Origin of the sequence: Pseudomonas sp. LS-2 (assembly GCF_003605735.1) — a bacterium.
Lineage (GTDB): Bacteria > Pseudomonadota > Gammaproteobacteria > Pseudomonadales > Pseudomonadaceae > Aquipseudomonas.
Genome location: NZ_QXTJ01000022.1, coordinates 190,834 through 207,889, shown reverse-complemented (window position 1 = coordinate 207,889; position 17,056 = coordinate 190,834). Strand labels below are relative to the sequence as shown.

Annotated in this window: 19 protein-coding genes and 1 pseudogene; 7 read left to right on the top strand and 13 right to left on the bottom strand. The window is 60.2% G+C overall.

What is annotated here, in order from left to right:
• The first annotated feature begins 9 nt into the window (after positions 1-9).
• The 3 genes from D3M70_RS13650 to D3M70_RS31960 all read left to right on the top strand — a co-directional run bounded on the left by D3M70_RS13650 (position 10) and on the right by D3M70_RS31960 (position 1,470).
• Entirely contained in the window at positions 10-420 is a 411-nt protein-coding gene (locus D3M70_RS13650) for a hypothetical protein (RefSeq protein WP_120126268.1), read from the top strand.
• Positions 421-595: 175 nt separating this feature from the next.
• Positions 596-1,312 carry a zeta toxin family protein gene (locus tag D3M70_RS13645; protein ID WP_120126267.1) on the top strand — a complete coding sequence of 239 codons (717 nt, stop codon included), beginning with the start codon at positions 596-598 and terminating at the stop codon, positions 1,310-1,312.
• Entirely contained in the window at positions 1,309-1,470 is a 162-nt protein-coding gene (locus D3M70_RS31960; protein ID WP_165869790.1) for a hypothetical protein, read from the top strand. Before D3M70_RS13645 ends, D3M70_RS31960 begins: the two co-directional genes overlap by 4 nt.
• A gap of 50 nt (positions 1,471-1,520) precedes the next feature.
• Here the strand turns inward: D3M70_RS31960 and D3M70_RS13640 are convergent, their stop codons facing one another.
• From D3M70_RS13640 to D3M70_RS13630, 3 genes are all read right to left on the bottom strand, one after another.
• Positions 1,521-2,912, bottom strand: coding sequence for a HAMP domain-containing sensor histidine kinase (locus D3M70_RS13640; RefSeq protein ID WP_120126266.1), 1,392 nt, complete (start codon positions 2,910-2,912; stop codon positions 1,521-1,523).
• Positions 2,890-3,573, bottom strand: coding sequence for a response regulator transcription factor (locus tag D3M70_RS13635; protein WP_120126265.1), 684 nt, complete (start codon positions 3,571-3,573; stop codon positions 2,890-2,892). The genes D3M70_RS13640 and D3M70_RS13635 overlap by 23 nt, the downstream gene beginning before the upstream one ends.
• A gap of 193 nt (positions 3,574-3,766) precedes the next feature.
• On the bottom strand, positions 3,767-4,675 hold the full coding sequence (locus tag D3M70_RS13630; protein ID WP_120126264.1) for a formate/nitrite transporter family protein: 909 nt from the start codon (positions 4,673-4,675) through the stop codon (positions 3,767-3,769).
• A 164-nt stretch (positions 4,676-4,839) separates the two neighbouring features.
• Here D3M70_RS13630 and D3M70_RS13625 point away from each other — a divergent pair, with 164 nt between their 5' ends.
• On the top strand, positions 4,840-5,325 hold the full coding sequence (locus D3M70_RS13625) for a GNAT family N-acetyltransferase (protein WP_120126263.1): 486 nt from the start codon (positions 4,840-4,842) through the stop codon (positions 5,323-5,325).
• 147 nt (positions 5,326-5,472) lie between these two features.
• Here the strand turns inward: D3M70_RS13625 and pncA are convergent, their stop codons facing one another.
• The 6 genes and pseudogenes from pncA to D3M70_RS33170 form a co-directional block, all read right to left on the bottom strand.
• The gene (gene pncA, locus D3M70_RS13620; RefSeq protein WP_120126262.1) at positions 5,473-6,147 is read right to left on the bottom strand and encodes a bifunctional nicotinamidase/pyrazinamidase; all 675 of its coding nucleotides are present in this window, start codon (positions 6,145-6,147) and stop codon (positions 5,473-5,475) included.
• 29 nt (positions 6,148-6,176) lie between these two features.
• A complete protein-coding gene (locus D3M70_RS13615; protein WP_120126261.1) occupies positions 6,177-7,142 on the bottom strand; it encodes a D-2-hydroxyacid dehydrogenase family protein in 966 nt (321 codons plus the stop codon).
• Positions 7,143-7,342: 200 nt separating this feature from the next.
• Positions 7,343-7,996 carry a DUF1345 domain-containing protein gene (locus D3M70_RS13610; protein ID WP_120126260.1) on the bottom strand — a complete coding sequence of 218 codons (654 nt, stop codon included), beginning with the start codon at positions 7,994-7,996 and terminating at the stop codon, positions 7,343-7,345.
• A 143-nt stretch (positions 7,997-8,139) separates the two neighbouring features.
• Entirely contained in the window at positions 8,140-9,483 is a 1,344-nt protein-coding gene (gene gudD, locus D3M70_RS13605) for a glucarate dehydratase (RefSeq protein ID WP_120126259.1), read from the bottom strand.
• Positions 9,484-9,558: 75 nt separating this feature from the next.
• Positions 9,559-10,276: pseudogene (locus D3M70_RS33175) on the bottom strand (MFS transporter); the annotation flags it as partial.
• A gap of 1 nt (position 10,277) precedes the next feature.
• The coding region (locus tag D3M70_RS33170; RefSeq protein WP_256659837.1) for an MFS transporter at positions 10,278-10,865 on the bottom strand (588 nt) is incomplete at its 3' end.
• Positions 10,866-11,210: 345 nt separating this feature from the next.
• On the opposite strand from D3M70_RS33170, the gene D3M70_RS13595 reads away from it, so the two are divergent.
• On the top strand, positions 11,211-11,924 hold the full coding sequence (locus D3M70_RS13595) for a FadR/GntR family transcriptional regulator (RefSeq protein WP_120126258.1): 714 nt from the start codon (positions 11,211-11,213) through the stop codon (positions 11,922-11,924).
• 279 nt (positions 11,925-12,203) lie between these two features.
• Here the strand turns inward: D3M70_RS13595 and D3M70_RS13590 are convergent, their stop codons facing one another.
• Genes D3M70_RS13590 through D3M70_RS13580 form a run of 3 tightly spaced genes read right to left on the bottom strand, consistent with a single transcriptional unit; the run spans position 12,204 to position 13,957 of the window.
• Entirely contained in the window at positions 12,204-13,352 is a 1,149-nt protein-coding gene (locus tag D3M70_RS13590; RefSeq protein ID WP_120126257.1) for a carboxylesterase, read from the bottom strand.
• A gap of 40 nt (positions 13,353-13,392) precedes the next feature.
• Entirely contained in the window at positions 13,393-13,719 is a 327-nt protein-coding gene (locus D3M70_RS13585) for a helix-turn-helix domain-containing protein (protein ID WP_120126256.1), read from the bottom strand.
• Positions 13,700-13,957, bottom strand: coding sequence for a type II toxin-antitoxin system RelE/ParE family toxin (locus D3M70_RS13580; RefSeq protein ID WP_120126255.1), 258 nt, complete (start codon positions 13,955-13,957; stop codon positions 13,700-13,702). The genes D3M70_RS13585 and D3M70_RS13580 overlap by 20 nt, the downstream gene beginning before the upstream one ends.
• A 169-nt stretch (positions 13,958-14,126) precedes the next feature.
• Here D3M70_RS13580 and D3M70_RS13575 point away from each other — a divergent pair, with 169 nt between their 5' ends.
• Both D3M70_RS13575 and D3M70_RS13570 read left to right on the top strand, forming a co-directional pair.
• Positions 14,127-15,212, top strand: coding sequence for a sugar diacid recognition domain-containing protein (locus D3M70_RS13575; protein WP_120126254.1), 1,086 nt, complete (start codon positions 14,127-14,129; stop codon positions 15,210-15,212).
• A gap of 246 nt (positions 15,213-15,458) precedes the next feature.
• A complete protein-coding gene (locus D3M70_RS13570; RefSeq protein WP_120126299.1) occupies positions 15,459-16,595 on the top strand; it encodes a glycerate kinase in 1,137 nt (378 codons plus the stop codon).
• 185 nt (positions 16,596-16,780) lie between these two features.
• Here the strand turns inward: D3M70_RS13570 and D3M70_RS13565 are convergent, their stop codons facing one another.
• Positions 16,781-17,038: a DUF2790 domain-containing protein gene (locus D3M70_RS13565; RefSeq protein ID WP_120126253.1), complete on the bottom strand. Its 258-nt coding sequence runs from the start codon at positions 17,036-17,038 to the stop codon at positions 16,781-16,783.
• Between the last annotated feature and the right edge of the window lie 18 nt (positions 17,039-17,056).

Sequence of the window (17,056 nt, the reverse complement as noted above, 5' to 3'; positions counted from 1 at the left end):
GTGTGCGTCATGAAAGCCAGATCGTTGTTGCTTGTTCCCCTGTTGAGTGTCGTTGCGGTGCTGTCGGCGTGCGCCGGGCCGATGCCCAAGGCCGATCCGAGCGAGGCGTGGATCGGGCTGCAGGAGGAGCCTTCCGGGGTGTTGATGGCCGAGGATCTGGACGGCAAGCGCCTGAATGACGGTCGCTATTTCGAGGTCAAGCCGGGGGCGCACACGCTTGAGCTGGAGCTGATCGTGGAGGGCAATGGTGACGACGGGCAGGTGAATTGCGAGACGGGGATCGATTACAGCCAGTTCAAGGCGGGCGAGCATTACAAGCTGGTGGAGTCGAGTCTGGGTGAGGAGTATCGGGTCAAGCTTGAGGACTCGCAGGGGCACCAGATCGGGCATAGCAAGGATTTCACCTGTATGCCGGGGTGAACAGACGTTTCCTTCATCAATGGTTTTTATTGAGCCCATGGCGGGAATGTCATGGTTTTTATTGTGAATGGTCTCCAACGCGTCCTGTTTCGTTTTGTTGCGTCGGATAGTCATCACTGGCGTAGTGAAGAATAATTCGCGCTTCTGATGAACTCGAAAAACGGACGCTGGAGACATGAAGTCAGATGATCAAAGTATTGCTGATGAGGCGGTGGTATTCGCCAAGGCCAATCGAAAAAAGATCGCGAGAAGGTTGACCGATCCATCGATCTTCCTGTCTGAAGATTCGCCGGTATCGGTATTCATGGCTGGATCGCCGGGCGCAGGTAAAACGGAGGCCTCATTGGAGTTTCTGTCACGATTTGGCGGAGGCGTTTTGAGGATTGATCCCGACAACTATCGTTCAGAGCTGCCAGGTTATACCGGGAGCAACTCTTCTCTTTTTCAACGTGCTGTTTCTGTATTGGTTTCGGCTGTTCATGATGAGGCCTTGCGGCTACAGCAATCGTTTCTGCTGGATGGTACTTCTTCCAATTACGAAACTGTCGCACGCAATATCCAGCGCTCCCTGAATAGGAGTCGGTTTGTGCTGGTCCTGTATGTCTATCAAAATCCGGAGCGCGCATGGGAATTTGTCCAGGCACGCGAGAAGGTTGAGGGGCGAAATATTCCAGTTGACGGCTTTGTGCACCAATATTTTGCTGCAAGGGAGGTCGTTAACCAGCTGAAGTTCAACTTTGGTCATTCCGTAACTGTCGACATTTTTATCAAAAACGAAGACGGGTCGACTAAGGCCTACCGCGAAAATATTCAGCAAATTGACACCCATATTCCCGAAACCTATGATCGGGACACGCTTGCACGAAAGCTGAGCCAGAAGAGGATCGAATGATGGCAACCAGTGAGAAGCTCAAAACGGTGAAATCGACGCCGTTCTCCGACTTCGTGCGCAACGCCACCTCCGAAGAAAAGGAACGTGTCTATCAGGAGGTCATGAAGAAGGCGTGGGAGCGGCAGGATCGAATCATCGAGAAAGCCCGCAACATGTGATGTGAATCCGATCAAGCAAAGCCGCCCTCAGGGCGGCTTTGTCGTTCAGGTCACCCTAACGCCAATACCTGCCGACACTCCAGTACCAGGCTCGCGCCGCCGGACGGGCTGTTGCCGATGCGCAGTTTGAACCCATGCAGGTTGACGATGGCGGCGACGATGGACAGCCCCAGGCCGAACCCGCTTTGCTGATTGCCGGTCTCGCTGCGATAGAAGCGCTTGAACACCGCTTCGCGCTCGGCGTCGGGGATGCCGGGGCCGGTGTCCTGGACTTCGAGAAAGGTGGTGTCGCCTTCGGCACGGGCGATCATCAGCACCTGACCGCCGGGCGGGGTGAATTTGATCGAATTGCTCAACAGGTTCGACAGGGCTTCGAACAACAATGCCCGATCGCCGATCACCAGCGGCAGGTCCTGCGCCACTTTCAGCTGCAGCGAGACCCGACCCTCTTCGGCCAATGGCAGGTAAAAGTCGTGCAGTTCTTGCAGCAACGTCACCGGATCGAGCTGCCCGAACGCCGACCGCCGCTGATGATCTTCAAGTTCTGAAATACGGAGCAGCCCGCGGAAACGCGCCATCAGGGTGTCTGCGTCGGCGATGACCTGAGCCATCTGTTCACCTTGCGGCGAGTCTTCCGCGGATTGCTGCTGAATCCGGTACAACTGCGCGCGCAGTCGGGTGAGCGGGGTGCGCAGGTCGTGGGCGATGTTGTCGCAGACCCCTTTGACCTCGTTCATCAACCGCTCGATGCGATCGAGCATGGCGTTGACGATGTCCGCCAGCATGTCCAGTTCGTCGCGCCGGTTCGAGACCGGCAAGCGCTTGGTCAGGTCGCCCGTGACGATCGCTTCGGCGCTGGCCTGGATCGCACCGATACGCCGCAACGGGCGCTGACGCAACAGATGCCAGCCCAGGGCGCCGGGGATGATCGTCAGCGAGATGCCCCACAACAGCGCACGCAGGATCAGCGTGGTCACGGCGAACAGCGAGCCGTTGTCGCGCACCAGGATCAGCCAGCGATTGTCCAGGGTGTGAATCGCCACGGCATCGCAGCTGGCACGCGGCAGGTCGGGGTCGTCGGAGTCGATGCAGGTGTCCAGCTCCTGGATCTCGCCCGTCAGTTTCAGCCCTTTCGGAATCTCGCGTATCGGCCCGCTGATGGGTGCCAGGTCGTTGTCGAACAGGCCGTAGGCGTCCACCGAACGGATGTCGAACTTGTCGCTGGTGCGCAGCGCGTCGTCCAGTTGTGCGCCTTCGAAGCGCGAAAACAGTTGCTGGCGCTGCATCAGCGAGTGGCGGGCGAGGGTGTTCAGGTAACTGGTGACTTCCCAATACAGCACCCCCATGAGGATGCTGCTCCAGGCCACGAACAGGAAACTGTAAAGCGCCAGCAGACGGCTGCTGGAGGAGCGCCAGCCCTTAGACGGGTTCGGCAATGACATAACCTGAGCCTCGAACGGTACGTATCAGCGGCGTCAGGGTAGGGGGATCGATTTTCTTGCGCAAGCGACCGATGTGAACGTCGATCAGGTTGGTGCCGGGGTCGAAGTGATAACCCCAGACTTCTTCGAAAATCATCATGCGGGTGATGATCTGGCCGCTGTTGCGCATCAGGAATTCCAGCAGCTTGTATTCGGTCGGCAGCAGGTTCAGCGGCTGGCCGGCGCGGCTGGCTTCGCGGGTGATCAGGTTCAGTTCAAGGTCGGCGACCCTGAGCATGGTTTCGGCCTGGGTCACCGGGTTGCTGCGGCGCAGCAGAACCTCGACACGGGCGGCCATTTCGTCGGACGCGAAGGGTTTTGACAGGTAGTCGTCGCCCCCGGCGCGCAGTCCGCGGACGCGTTCGTCAACATCGGACAGGGCGCTGATCATCAGGATCGGCGTGGCGATGCCCAGGGCGCGCATGGTGGTGACAATCGCCAGTCCGTCGACCTCGGGGAGCATGCGATCCAGGGTAATCAGGTCGTAATCGCCGCTCACCGCACGCACCAGACCTTCGCGGCCATTGTCGACCCAATCCACAAGAAGGCCATGGCTGCTGAGTTCGGCAACGATTTCCTTGGCAGTGACGGCATCGTCTTCGATTGTCAGGATTCGGGTCATTGGGATGTCTGAACCACGTAGTGACTGAAGGCTGTATTTTGCCTTTAAACGTAGTCGGTATTTCTTAAAAATAATTTAAGTTCAGCCCGCAGGCTCCATGCAGGAGCGCGCTTGCCCGCGATTGCAGGCTGCCGGTGTTCCAGGTATTGACTGACAAACCGCTGTCGCGGGCAAGCGCGCTCCTACAGAGTTCTCATGAACCTTCGCGTTCGGGGTTGGCTTTGCGACCCTGCGCGGGCTGGTTCTCGTTGCGGGATGGCTGTTTCTTCGGCGTACCACTTTCACTCCTGATCTGCGCATGGCTGATCAGCGCAAAGATAAAACTTCCGCCAATAATGTTGCCCCCCAGCGTCGGTCCGGCGAACACCAGCCAGAACTCCTTCCACGACAGCTCGCCGGCGAACACCAGATAGGACACTTCCGCCGAGCCGACCACGATGTGGGTGAAGTCCCCCAGCGCCATGAGGTAGGTGATCATCAGGATGATCCACACCTTGGCGTTTTCCATGGACGGGATCATCCACACCATGGTCGCGATCATCCACCCGGAAATGATGCCCTTGGCGAACATCTGGGTGGGGCCGTTTTCCATGACCTTGCGGCCGATCTCGAGAAAGGCCTCGTCGGTCTTGCTGTCGAAGATCGGCAGTTCCAGCATGACGTACGCCACCAGCAACGTGCCGCACAGGTTGCCGACCAGCACCACGCTCCACAGGCGCAGCAGGCGGCCGAAGTTGTTGAGCGTGGGTTTGGTCATGACTGGCAGGACAGCGGTCAGGGTGTTTTCCGTGAACAGCTGCTGGCGAGCAAGGATCACCGCAAGAAACCCCGCGCTGTAGCCGACGCTGGCGATCACCTTGAAGGCCTCGCCCTCCGGCAGCCTAGAGTTGAGCAGCCCCATGGCCATCAGCGACAAGCCCATGGTCAGCCCCGCTGCCAGCGCCGACCAGAACAGCGCCGCAACATTGCGCTCCAGTTCCTGATCGCCCTGCATGCGGATCGTCTCGTGCAGGACGGCTGCACGGGGCGGTTGGTTTTCGTCGATGTCGCGCTCTTCTTCGGGCGTAAGGCCCGGGGTCTTGCCGTCGTGTTCAGTGTCCATGCGGGTTCTCTGGGATGGTCTGGGGTGTTCCTGCTGTTCAAGAAGGGCGGGCAGGTGATTGTTTTCGATTTGCAGGCTGCGCACCGCTGTTGGTTGAGACACAATCCGCTCCCCGTCGTTCGCCACTGTGCGGCGGCCTTTTTACTGATCCGGGAGACCCCACTGTGACCCTTCATATTCGAGACGCCACCCGCGCCGATGCCGCCGTGATTCTGGGCTTCATCACCGAGCTTGCGATCTACGAAAAAGCCGAGCACGAGGTCAAGGCCAACGTCGCCGACATCGAGCGCAGCCTGTTCGACGAGCCGTCGCCGGCCAAGGCGCTGATCTGCCTGCTGGACGACAAACCGATTGGTTTTGCCGTGTACTTCCTCAGCTACTCGACGTGGCAGGGGAGCAAGGGGCTGTACCTGGAAGACCTGTTCGTTTCGGCGACCCAGCGCGGCATCGGTGCGGGGAAACAGCTGCTGCGCCACTTGGCGAAAATCGCTCATGACACTGGATGCGGTCGTTTCGAGTGGAGCGTGCTGGACTGGAACCAGCCAGCAATCGATTTCTACAAATCCATCGGGGCTGAGCCGCAGGATGAGTGGGTGCGGTACCGGATGGAAGGGGAAAGGTTGAAGCGGTTTGCGTTAGGTAACGAATAGCCACAGAGCACCGCATGACCTGTAGCAGTCAGGCTTGCCGGCGGTGACGTCCGTTGAATCGCTACCGCCGGCAAGCCGTGCTGCTACAGGAAATGGCGCCCATGAGGATGCCTCCGCCGGTAAACGGAACGCCGCCCGGCCGGGCTGCTACAGAGCTTGTGCCTGATCAGTTAAACCAGTCAAATCCGCACTCTCAATCCGCACGACACCCGCCGCTTGCAAATCCTGCCACGCCCTGTCCAGCGAACCGTTCAAGTCGATGGCCTTGCACGCATCGGCAATGATCCAGGTGTTGAACCCGGCAGCCCGTGCATCCAGCGCCGACCAGGCGACGCAGAAATCCAGGGCCAGGCCGACCACGAACACGCTGTCGATACCGCGTTCCTTGAGATACCCCGCAAGGCCGGTCTGGGTCGTGCGGTCGGCTTCGACGAACGCCGAGTAGCTGTCGATCCCGGCGTTGCAGCCTTTGCGCAGGATCAACTGCGCATGAGCAATGTTCAGCTCGCTGTGCAGTTGCGCACCGTGTGTGCCTTGCACGCAATGGTCAGGCCACAGCGTCTGGGGGCCGTAGGGCAGGGTGATGCTGTCGAACGGCGCACGACCGGCGTGGCTGGCGGCAAACGAGATATGCCCGGCCGGGTGCCAGTCCTGGGTGATCACCACATTGTGAAACAGCGCGCCGAGACGATTGATCAGCGGCACCAGCGCATCGCCTTCCGCCACCGCCAACGCACCGCCAGGCATGAAGTCATATTGCATGTCGATGACCAGCAGTGCGCAGCGCGGATCGGAGGGCAACAGGTCGAGGGAGTGGGTCATCATCGTGTTCCTTTGATGGATTTCAGCGACTACGCAAACACCCGAATCGGCTCGCCCGCGTGCCAGGCCTGGATATCTTCAATCATCTGACTGAAGAACATCCGGTAGTTGTTCTCCGTGACGTAACCGACATGGGGCGTGGCCAGCAGGTTCGGCAGGCTGCGGAATGGATGATCGGCAGGCAGTGGCTCGACGCTGTAGACGTCCAGTGCAGCCCCCGCGATTTTCTTCTGCCGGAGCACCTCGACCAGCGCATCCTCGTCGACAATCGGCCCGCGTGCAGTGTTGACCAGATACGCCGTCGGCTTCATGCGATTCAAAGCGTCGGCGTCCACCAGCCCTCGGCTGCGATCACTGAGCACCAGATTCACCGAAATCACGTCCGACTGCTCGAACAGTTCTTGCTTGCTGACGCAGGTCACGCCATGTTCAGCCGCGCGTTCGGCGGTGAGGTTTTCGCTCCAGGCGATCACCTTCATGTCGAAGGCCAGGGCGTAACGAGCGATCTTCTGGCCAATGCTGCCCAGGCCGACGATCCCCAGCGTCTTGCCATACAGATCGCTGCCAATACCGATCTGCCAATTGCCGGCGCGCAGCGAATTGGCTTCCTCGACGATATTGCGGGTGACGCCCATGATCAGCGCCCAGGTCAGCTCGGGGGCGGCGTATTTATAGCTTTCGGTGCCGACGACGGTAATGCCCAGACGCGCAGCGGCTTGCAGATCCAGGGCGGCATTGCGCATGCCGCCGGTGACCAGCAGTTTGAGGTCGGGCAACTGGCTGAGGAGGGCCTCATCGAAGATCGTGCGTTCGCGCATCACGCAGATCACGTTGAAGCCTTTGAGGCGAGCGACCATGGTCGCAGTGTCGGCGGGATAGTCATGCAGAAAGCTGACTTCGCCGATGGTGTTCAAGACAGTCCAGTCCACCACGTCCTGGGCAACGGATTGCCAGTCATCGAGCACGGCGATTCTCAGCGCGGAACCCTGAGTCATTTCAGTAGGCCTCGTTTCAAGGAACACATTGGTTTTGTGGCGCTCACAGTACGCCTGAGCGTCTTTGAGTGGAATCCCTGAAGGTGACTGACCGGGCGAGATACCTCCGTAGCAGCACGGCTTGCCGGCAGTGGCGGCAGTGGAATCGCCACCGCCGGCAAGCCGTGCTGGTACAGGGGTATCAGCGTCCGTGCTTCACATCAGTTAAACAAACCCGCCGCGATATTGATCGAGAAACCCAGAATCGAGGTATTGAACACAAACCCGATCAGCGACTGCGCCAGCACCACTTTGCGCAGATCCCGCGTCGCGACCCCCACGTCAGAGGTCTGCACGGCCACGCTGATGGTGAAAGAAAAGTAGAGGAAGTCCCAGTAATCCGGGTTCTGCTCGCCATCGGCAAAGCGCAGGGCCGCGTCGTCGCCATTCCAGGTGTAGAACAACCGGGCGTAATGCAGGCTGAAAATCACCCCGGTGACCAGCCATGAACCGATGATGGTGAAGCCGGTGAACGCGTAATGAGTGGCCTTGTCGCTGGACGACATTCCCTGGATGCCTTGCAGCTCAAGGACGATGGCGGCCAGGCTGGCAATCGCCGCGACGCACACCACCACCAGCACCAGTCCGGCGTTTTCATCCTCGACTTCGGCGATGCGCCGCACATCCTCGGCATTGGACTTGAAAGTGCGCACCATGATCAGCGCCATATAGATCCACACTGCGACGTTCCAGGCGATCAGGCATTTGCTGGTCACGGTGATGCCCGGTGCGATGAAGGCGCAGGCGATACCGGCAACGAAGCCAAAGCCGATGGCGATGGTCAGGCGAGGGTGAGTCTGAGTCAGGTGGGACATTGGAGGACTTCACGGCAGCGATATGCGCGAACCTTAGCACGCCGAAGTCGAAGGAGCGGGGGAAGAAAAACGGCGCGCAAGGGGTTACGCGCCGGTCGCCATATGGCAGTTAACGTGGATCGGTTTGCAAACAGCCCCGGCGCTTAGCGCACCAGGCAAGGCTGCTTGTTATTGAAACTCCAGTTCGGCACCAGGAACTGCATGGCGACGCTGTCATCGCGCGCACCCAGCCCCATGCCTTTGTACAGCTCGTGGGCCTTGGCCACCTGGTCCATGTCGATTTCGACGCCCAGGCCCGGCTTCTTCGGCACCTGCACGTTGCCGCCGACGATCTGCAGCGGCGCTTTGGTCAGGCGCTGACCGTCCTGCCAGATCCAGTGGGTGTCGATGGCGGTGATGTTGCCCGGTGCAGCGGCGGCGGCGTGGGTGAACATCGCCAGCGAGATGTCGAAGTGGTTGTTGGAATGCGAACCCCAGGTCAGGCCCCACTCGTTGCACATCTGCGCCACGCGCACCGAACCCTGCATGGTCCAGAAGTGCGGGTCGGCCAGCGGGATGTCCACCGATTGCAGCTGGATCGCGTGACCCATTTCACGCCAGTCGGTGGCGATCATGTTGGTGGCGGTGCGCAGGCCGGTGGCACGGCGGAATTCGGCCATGACTTCGCGGCCCGAATAGCCGTTTTCAGCGCCGCACGGGTCTTCGGCGTAAGCCAGCACCTTGTGCTGATCGCGGCACAGACGGATGGCTTCCTTCAGCGACCAGGCGCCGTTCGGATCGAGAGTGATGCGCGCTTTCGGGAAGCGTTCGGCCAGCGCAGTGACGGCTTCGATCTCGGCATCACCGCTGAGCACGCCGCCCTTGAGTTTGAAGTCTTCAAAACCGTATTGCGCGAAGGCCGCTTCGGCCAGACGCACCACACCTTCAGGGGTCAGCGCCTCTTCGTGACGCACGCGGAACCACTCGTTGTCGGCATCGTTCTCGGTGCGGTACGGCAGGTTGGTCTTCTTCTGGTCTCCGACGTAGAACAGATAGCCCAGCATCTTCACTTCGTCACGCTGCTGGCCTTCGCCGAGCAGGGCCGCGACCGGCACTTCCAGATGCTGACCGAGCAGGTCGAGCACGGCGGCCTCGATGCCGGTCACCGCATGGATGGTGATGCGCAGGTCGAAGGTCTGCAGGCCACGACCGCCCGAGTCGCGCTCGGCGAAGGTGCGGCGCACGTCATTGAGGATCTTCTGGTAGTTGCCGATGGTGCTGCCGACCACCAGCGAGCGAGCATCTTCCAGCGTCTGACGGATCTTCTCGCCGCCTGGGATTTCGCCGACACCGGTGTGGCCTGCGTTGTCCTTCAGAATCACGATGTTGCGGGTGAAATACGGGCCGTGAGCGCCGCTCAGGTTGAGCAGCATGTCGTCGTGGCCGGCAACCGGGATGACGTGCATCTCGGTGATGACTGGAGTGCTGCCGTTGTGCTGTGTGGTCATGGCTAAATCCTTGGGTTTACAGGGCGCCACAAGGGCGCCGTCAAAACGAGGTTCAGGGCGTTGAGGTTCAGAGCGTCAGGAATGGCTGTGTGCGGCATCGACCTTGGCCACTGGGACCGCGCCGGGTTTGGGCGTGGTGCGGACGGTGAAGACCAGAATCGCCGCGATGATCGAGGTGGCGGTGAGGCCGTACAGACCCCCCTGGATCGAGCCGGTCTGCTGTTCGAGGATGCCGAAGGTAGTCGGCGCGACGAAGCCGCCCAGGTTGCCCACCGAGTTGATCAGAGCAATGACGCCTGCCGCGATCCGTGCATCCAGATAACCCTGGGGAATTGGCCAGAACAGCGAGGAAGCCGATTTGAACCCCATGGCTGCAAAGCAGATGGCGACGAAGGCGAACACCGGACCGCCCGTGGTGGACATGAACATGCCGGCGGCGGCGATCAACAGCGCGGTGGCGACCCAGGCTTGCTGGTGCTTCCATTTCGCTGACAGGGCGGCGAAACCGTACATGCAGACGATGGCGATGAACCAGGGGATCGAGTTGAACAGGCCGACCTGGAAGTCGCTCAGGTCGCCCATTTTCTTGATGATGCTCGGCAGCCAGAAGGTGGCGGCGTAGATCGTCAACTGAATGAAGAAGTACATCAGGCAGAACAGGATGATTTGCGGATCCTTGAGCAGCTTGCCGATGGTCAGCTTGACCGGGTTCGCGGCTTCACGTGCCTTCTGCTCGGCATCGATGGCGTTGACCAGTGCGTCCTTCTCGGCAGCGCTCAGCCATTTGGCATCGNCACCGAGAACATGCCTTCGATGAAGTACATCCACTGCCAGCCGTGGAACCCCAGACCTTCGATCTGCAACAGCAGGCCGGAGAGGGGGCCGGAGATCAGCGACGCGAAGGCCGAGCCACTGAGGAAGATAGCGATGGCCTTGCCGCGTTCGACGCCAGGCAGCCAGCGGGTGAAGTAGTAGATCACGCCCGGAAAGAAACCGGCTTCGGCCACACCCAGCAGGAAACGCAGGATATAGAAGTGGGTTTCGGTCTGAATAAAAGCCATGCCGCAGGCAACCAGACCCCAGGTGAACATGATCCGGGTCAGCCAGATACGGGCGCCGACTTTTTGCAGCAGGATGTTGGAGGGGACTTCGAACAGCGCGTAAGCGATGAAGAACAGGCCGGCACCGAAGCCGTAGGCGGCAGCGCCAATACCCAGGTCATGCTCCATGTGACTACGGACGAACCCGATGTTGACCCGGTCGATGTAGTTGACGATGAACATGATGACGAACAGCGGCAGGATGTGACGTTTGACCTTGGAGACCGCCGACTGCAACGCGGAATCCGGGGCGTCACCCACCCGTGATGAGGATGTGTTCACTCTGATTAACTCCCACTGATTATTTTTATGCGGGTTGTCACTTCTAATGTGTGTGACAAGGTGTGTGCGCCTTGTTGCCAGTCATCATACAAGTCCGGCTGCGCTCCGCAAGCGATTTTGCGGGGCTTGTGGGAAATTTTTCGACGGAATATTCTTGCCTGTCTGACAAGTTGGATAAGTGGGTTGGCAGGCGTTTGGCCTTGGATTTATGAGGGGTTAGCACACAGCCAGTGCCGTTTTTCACGATAACGGGTGAACGCTTGTTCAAGCCTGTCAGGTTGAAAAAATACAAGTGGGCCGACGCTGTTTTCGGCCTTGATCCTGTCACTGATCGGACAACTTCCCATGCAGGCCCCTGAACGAACGCTACCCAAACGACGGCAACACAACCTGGCGACGGATCTGGTGACCGATCTCAGTCAGCGCATCTTGATGGGCTCCATTGCACCGGGTGACAAGTTGCCCTCTGAAAGCGAGATCGTCCGCGAGCACGGTGTCAGCCGAACCGTGGTGCGCGAGGCGATTTCCAAGTTACAGGCGTCAGGACTGGTGGAAACCCATCAGGGCAAGGGCACCTTCGTGCTGCAACGCTCGGAACAGAGTGGCCTGAGCCTGAAAGTGGAGACGGCGTTCAGCGTGCGGCACATCATCGAACTGCGCATGGGTCTTGAAACGCAGGCCGTGGCGCTGGCAGCCCAGCGCAGGACGCAGGCACAACTGACGGCCATGCGTCTGGCGCTGGACGACTATCAGGACCTGCTCGCCAAAGAGGACAGTTGCGTGGAGGCCGACCGGCGCTTTCATCTGCTGATCGCTGAGGCGACGGGCAATCCCTACTTCGTCGAAATCCTGCAGAACCTGGGCACTGCCGTCATTCCCCGCAGTCGCATTGCATCAAGCGAAAGGGCGGGGAGCAGTCTTACCCATCACGCCTATCTGGCGAACCTCGAACACGAGGCGATCCTGGCCGCAATTCGCCGACAAGACCCGGACGCTGCCCGCGCAGCCATGTGGACGCATCTGAGCAACAGCCGCGAGCGGCTGGCGCCGGTAGAGTGAGCGGCTCGGTACAACACCAAAGGTGTGAGAGCCTGCTTGCTGGCGAAGGCGGTGTGTCAGATTGATGATCGTTCCCACGCTCCAGCGTGGGAATGCCTCGCAGGACGCTCCGCGTCCCCGTTGACGCGGAGCCTCAATCGCAGCGTTACCACGCGGAGCGTGGGAACGATCAAGAATCAAAAGCAGGTCTACCAGAGGGCATGATGATTTGATGATCAGCCCACGCCTTTCGGCCAGAAGCAGACTGGCGAACATCTCAAATCGTTGCGTCATGGCGGGTCAGTTGGCCGGCCCCAAAACCCCCATCATCACCCCCATCTGCCACTCGAAATACGGATTGAACGTCAACCGTGCAAACACCTTCCCCGGTTCGCGATGGCCCCAGTCCGAATACCACACCGGCTCGCCGTTCAGGCACTTGCGCATGTCCTCGGCCTGCTGCCCGTTCCAGCAGATGCGCTGCTTGCCATCCTTGCCGTACAGCGCGTCGTCGGGCGAGAACATCAGCCCCATGTGCGAGAACTGGGCGACTCGGTACTCCGGCAGATAGTCATTGCGCACCAGCACCCGAGGCGTCCTGGCGGCGGGCGCCGGGGTGTCGCCGTACCAGATCAGACGACTGCGCGGGTGGCTGAAACGGGTGTTGAAAGTGTCCAGCACATAGGCGGTGTCGAGCACCGAATCATGCTGAGTGATGGCGACGAACACCGGCTTGTCGTAAGGCCGCTGCTGGATGTGGTCCTGCGCCAGCAGCGCGCTGCGATAGAACTGGGCAAAGCCATTGGTGGGCACATTCAGGTAGCGAACCGGCGTCTGCATCGGCCGGACACCATCGTCTGGCTTCGCCAGCCAAGGGCGAAACCAGCCGATGTATTGAGTCAGCCAGGCGTAGGTGTTTTCCGGTCGGAATGCGGGCGAAAACAGCACGAGACCGGCGATGTCAGAATGCTCATAGGCGTAGTCCAGCACCAGGTTCGCCCCGGTCGAGAACCCGCCCAGATAAACCTCCGGCACCTCGCGCTGCAGGATCTGCGACTGCTCGCGCACGACTTCCTGCCATTGCCTGAGGGTCACATCGAGCATGTCCGAAGGCTTGCTGCCATGTCCCGGCAGCAGCACCGTGCGCACCAGAAACCCCTGATCAGCCAGCCTCTGCCCGACATCGTTGAACGAAAACGGCGAATCTCCGAGGCCGTGGACCAGCAAAATGCCTCGCTTGGCAACCCCATTCGGTCGCCATTCCCGCGGTGCATTCCATTCAAGCTCGGCGCCATGGTCGTCGGTCTGAAAGGTCCGGTTTGCCTGCATCCAGGCGAGCGTCTGCTGGCGATACTCGACAAAACTCGCCTGCCCCAGCGGCGCATCGCCGGACGCGCAGGCTTGCAGGGTCGACAGCGACAGCAGTAGGGCGAGGTGGAGAAGGCGCAAGTTGAGGTCCGCTAGCCAATAGTGAGAATTAAAAGTCGTTTCAGATATCCAGCTGGTCGGCACGTATTCCGAATGCTTTCGCGATTTTCTCGCGAGTCAGCTTACGTGGCTTTGCGACGGATTCCTGCTGTGCGTAAGCCGGTTGCGAAATTCCCAACCGCCGAGCGACTTCTTCCTGAGTCAGATGCAGATACTCGCGCCAGGCGCGAATGGGTGTTGCACCGTCGACCATCTGGCTGACAACTTCGTGGGGGATCAGGTCATTTCCACCATGCTGGTTGACGTATTCGTCATAGGGGATGACCACGAAGGCAGGCTTGCCGTCGGGACCGTTAATGATCTGAACATTATGAGTAGGTACGCTCATCACGTTTCTTTACCTCCTGAACACTGACGATTTTGATACCTGATTCCCAATCGAACAGCACCCGATAATCCCCAACTCGCAACCGGTAACCGTGACTGTGGTTGATCAATTTCTTGACGTTGATGACATCTGGCATTGTTTCCAGTCGGGTCACGGCATCCCGAATCTGAACCTGATGCTGTGCGTGCAATTTCAGCAGTTGCTTCACGGCCTTCCTTGTCCAGGCGATTTTGTTCATGCGTCCCTATAAGGATTCAATAAGCCTTTTCTGGATATTACTTATAGTGAGCTGACCATGCTAGCGGTCAATCGCACTCGCTCCAATAATCAGGCAGACTCCCCCCACCAACAAAAACAAGTCGTGATGTGTATGAACCTTCAATCCCCGCGCTCGCCGGAGGTGCCTTATGTTTGCCCTTGATCATGCCCTGGCCCAGGACATCGTTGATCGGGCGATGGCGATCTTGCCGTGCAACGTCAATGTGATGGATTACCTGGGGATCATCATTGGCAGCGGTGAGGCGGAGCGGTTGTATACGCGGCATGAGGGCGCGCAGCTGGTGCTCGCGAACAGCCGGGTGGTGGAGATCGACTCCCATACCGCCAGGCAGTTGAGCGGTGTGCGGCCCGGTGTGAATCTGCCCTTGATGCTCGATCGGAAACTGGTGGGTGTGCTGGGCATCACCGGCGAACCTGACGAGGTGCGGGTTTACGCCGAGCTGGTGAAGATGACCGCCGAGATGTTGATGGAACACCGGCGTCAGCAGGCCGATCAGCAGTGGCGGCATCAGCGCAGTGAGGATTTGCTGTCGCGCTTGCTGCTGGGCGACAGCGCGGAGCATCTTGTGGAGGAGGCCGAGCAGCTGGGTTTGCAGCCGCAGTTGCCGCGTCAGGCGGTATTGATCGAGCTACCTGCCGACACGACTTACGCCGGGCAACTTGCCGCCTGGCTCAACGGCCGTTACGCCAACAGTTGGTGCGTGTCCTGCGAGCCGAGTCTGGTCTATTGGTGTCGGGCGGCGGGCAAGGACCGCGACGACGCCTTGCTGCTGGAGCAATTCGAAGAGCAGGGCTGGCCGGCGCGGCGAATGGCGACGGTCGAGCCTTCCAGCGATCTCGAAGCCTTGCGCAATGCCTGCGCCGCCGCTCGCGATCTGCTCGATTACGCTCGCCATGTTCAACCCCAACTCAAGCTTTTGCGTCTGGCCAATCATCGGCTGTCGGTGCTGTTCTGGCGCAATCGCCACGACTGGCTGGCCGAAGGTGTTGCCGAGCCCGTGAGGCTGCTGCAAGGCAACGGACAACTGCTCGAAACCTTGCGCGCCTGGTTCGATTACAGCGGCGAAAGTCAGGCCTGCGCTGAGGCGTTGGGCATACACCGCAACAGCCTGCGTTATCGTCTGGAAAAGATCGCCGAGGTCAGCGGCTGCGATCCCTATCGCACCGATGATGTGCTGCGCCTGTATTTGGGGATGCAGATGGTGGCGAGGTAAGCGCCATGGCCTTGCCCGCAAGTGTCTGCTCTCCAAACCCACTGTAGGAGTGATGTGCTTGCGCGATCCAGCGCCTTGTCCGCCGAGCGCAGCAACGCCTCAATATCCTGACGGCTGTCCATCGGCGAGGGCGGTCGCGGGATTTTTGTTCGTATGAACAACGCGCCGATTCAGCCATTGTGCGAAGGGCTGGCGGAAATTTCAGGCAGTGATGAGAAGATCGCGACTATCGATAAGGAGAACAACATGAAAATCGTCATCGCCCCGGATTCCTTCAAGGACAGCCTCAGCGCTCAAGGTGTGGCCCAGGCCATCGCAACCGGCCTGCGCGAAGTCTGGCCGGATGCCCGTCTGATCGAATGCCCGATGGCCGATGGCGGTGAAGGCACCATCGAGGCGGTGCTGGCGGCCTGCGACGGACAATGGATGAAAAATCGTGTTACCGGCCCTTTGGGCGAACCCGTCGAGGCTCAGTGGGGCTGGGTGGCCGAAACCCGTACTGCGATCATCGAAATGGCCATGGCCAGCGGTCTGCAACTGCTGACGCTCGAACAACGGGACGCCACCGTCACGACGTCCTACGGCACCGGTGAACTCATTGCCGCTGCGCTGCAAGCCGGGGCGCAACGGGTGATCCTGGCCATCGGCGGCAGCGCCACTAACGACGCCGGCACCGGCATGCTCGCCGCATTGGGCGCACGTTTTCTCGACAGCAACGATGAGCCTTTGCCTTCGGGTGGTCTGGCGCTGAGCAAGGTGGAGCGAATCGACATCGACGGGCTGGACTCGCGCCTCAAGGACGTGCAGTTCGAAGTCGCCGCCGACGTCAACAACCCGCTGTGCGGCCCTCAGGGGGCTTCGCATATCTTTGGTCCGCAGAAAGGCGCATCGCCTGAGCAGGTGCTGGCGCTTGACGCGGCGCTTGGACATTTCGCCGAACGCTCGGCGCAGGTGCTGGGCAAGGACGAAAGCGAACACCCTGGGAGTGGCGCGGCAGGCGGCATGGGCTTTGCGGCCAAGGCGTATCTCAATGCCTCGTTCCGCCCGGGCGTGGAAGTGGTGGCCGACCTCACAGGGCTGGCCGAGGCGCTGGAAGCGGCGGATCTGGTGATCACCGGGGAGGGCCGTTTCGACGCTCAGACCCTGCGGGGCAAAACGCCGTTCGGGGTGGCGAAGATCGCTCAGCGCAAAAATGTGCCGGTGATCGTGCTGGCAGGGACCTTGGGCGACGGTTATGCCGATCTCTACGAGCACGGCATCAGCGCCGCATTCGCCCTCACCAGCGGCCCGATGACCCTCGAACAGGCCTGCCGCAACGCCGCGACCCTGCTGCATGATCGCGCACGGGATCTGGCGCGGGTATGGGCTTTGGCTGCGCGCTGATCGCGGGCCACCGCGATCTCTGTAGGAGCAATCCGAGGTTACGAGGGTCGCGAATGCGGTCTGCCATGCTGCACAAAAGTACCTGACCTGACCAGGCGTGATCGTCCGGACGCAGTCCACGCCAGGTCGGGATTTCAATGCCGCCTCGCAAGCAGCCCGTCTCGTGAGGGGGTGAAGGCGGTGTATCAATTATCCCCCAGGCAGGCATTGCCGTTGGTTTCGTAGCGCAGCGTGTGCGCCTTGCCCATGTGGTCGACGTAACCCAGATCCACCGGGCGAACGCCGCAGAAATTCAGGTTGGGGGTCTTGGTCACTTCGGCGATGTCGACCTTGGTGCCGTAGGTGTATTCCTGAACCTGCGGCATGTTCTTCATGTCGGCGTTGGCAGTCAGGGTGAATGCGCTCACGGCGGTCAGGGTCAGGGCAATCAACGTGGTTTTCATGGAGGCTTCCTTCATATC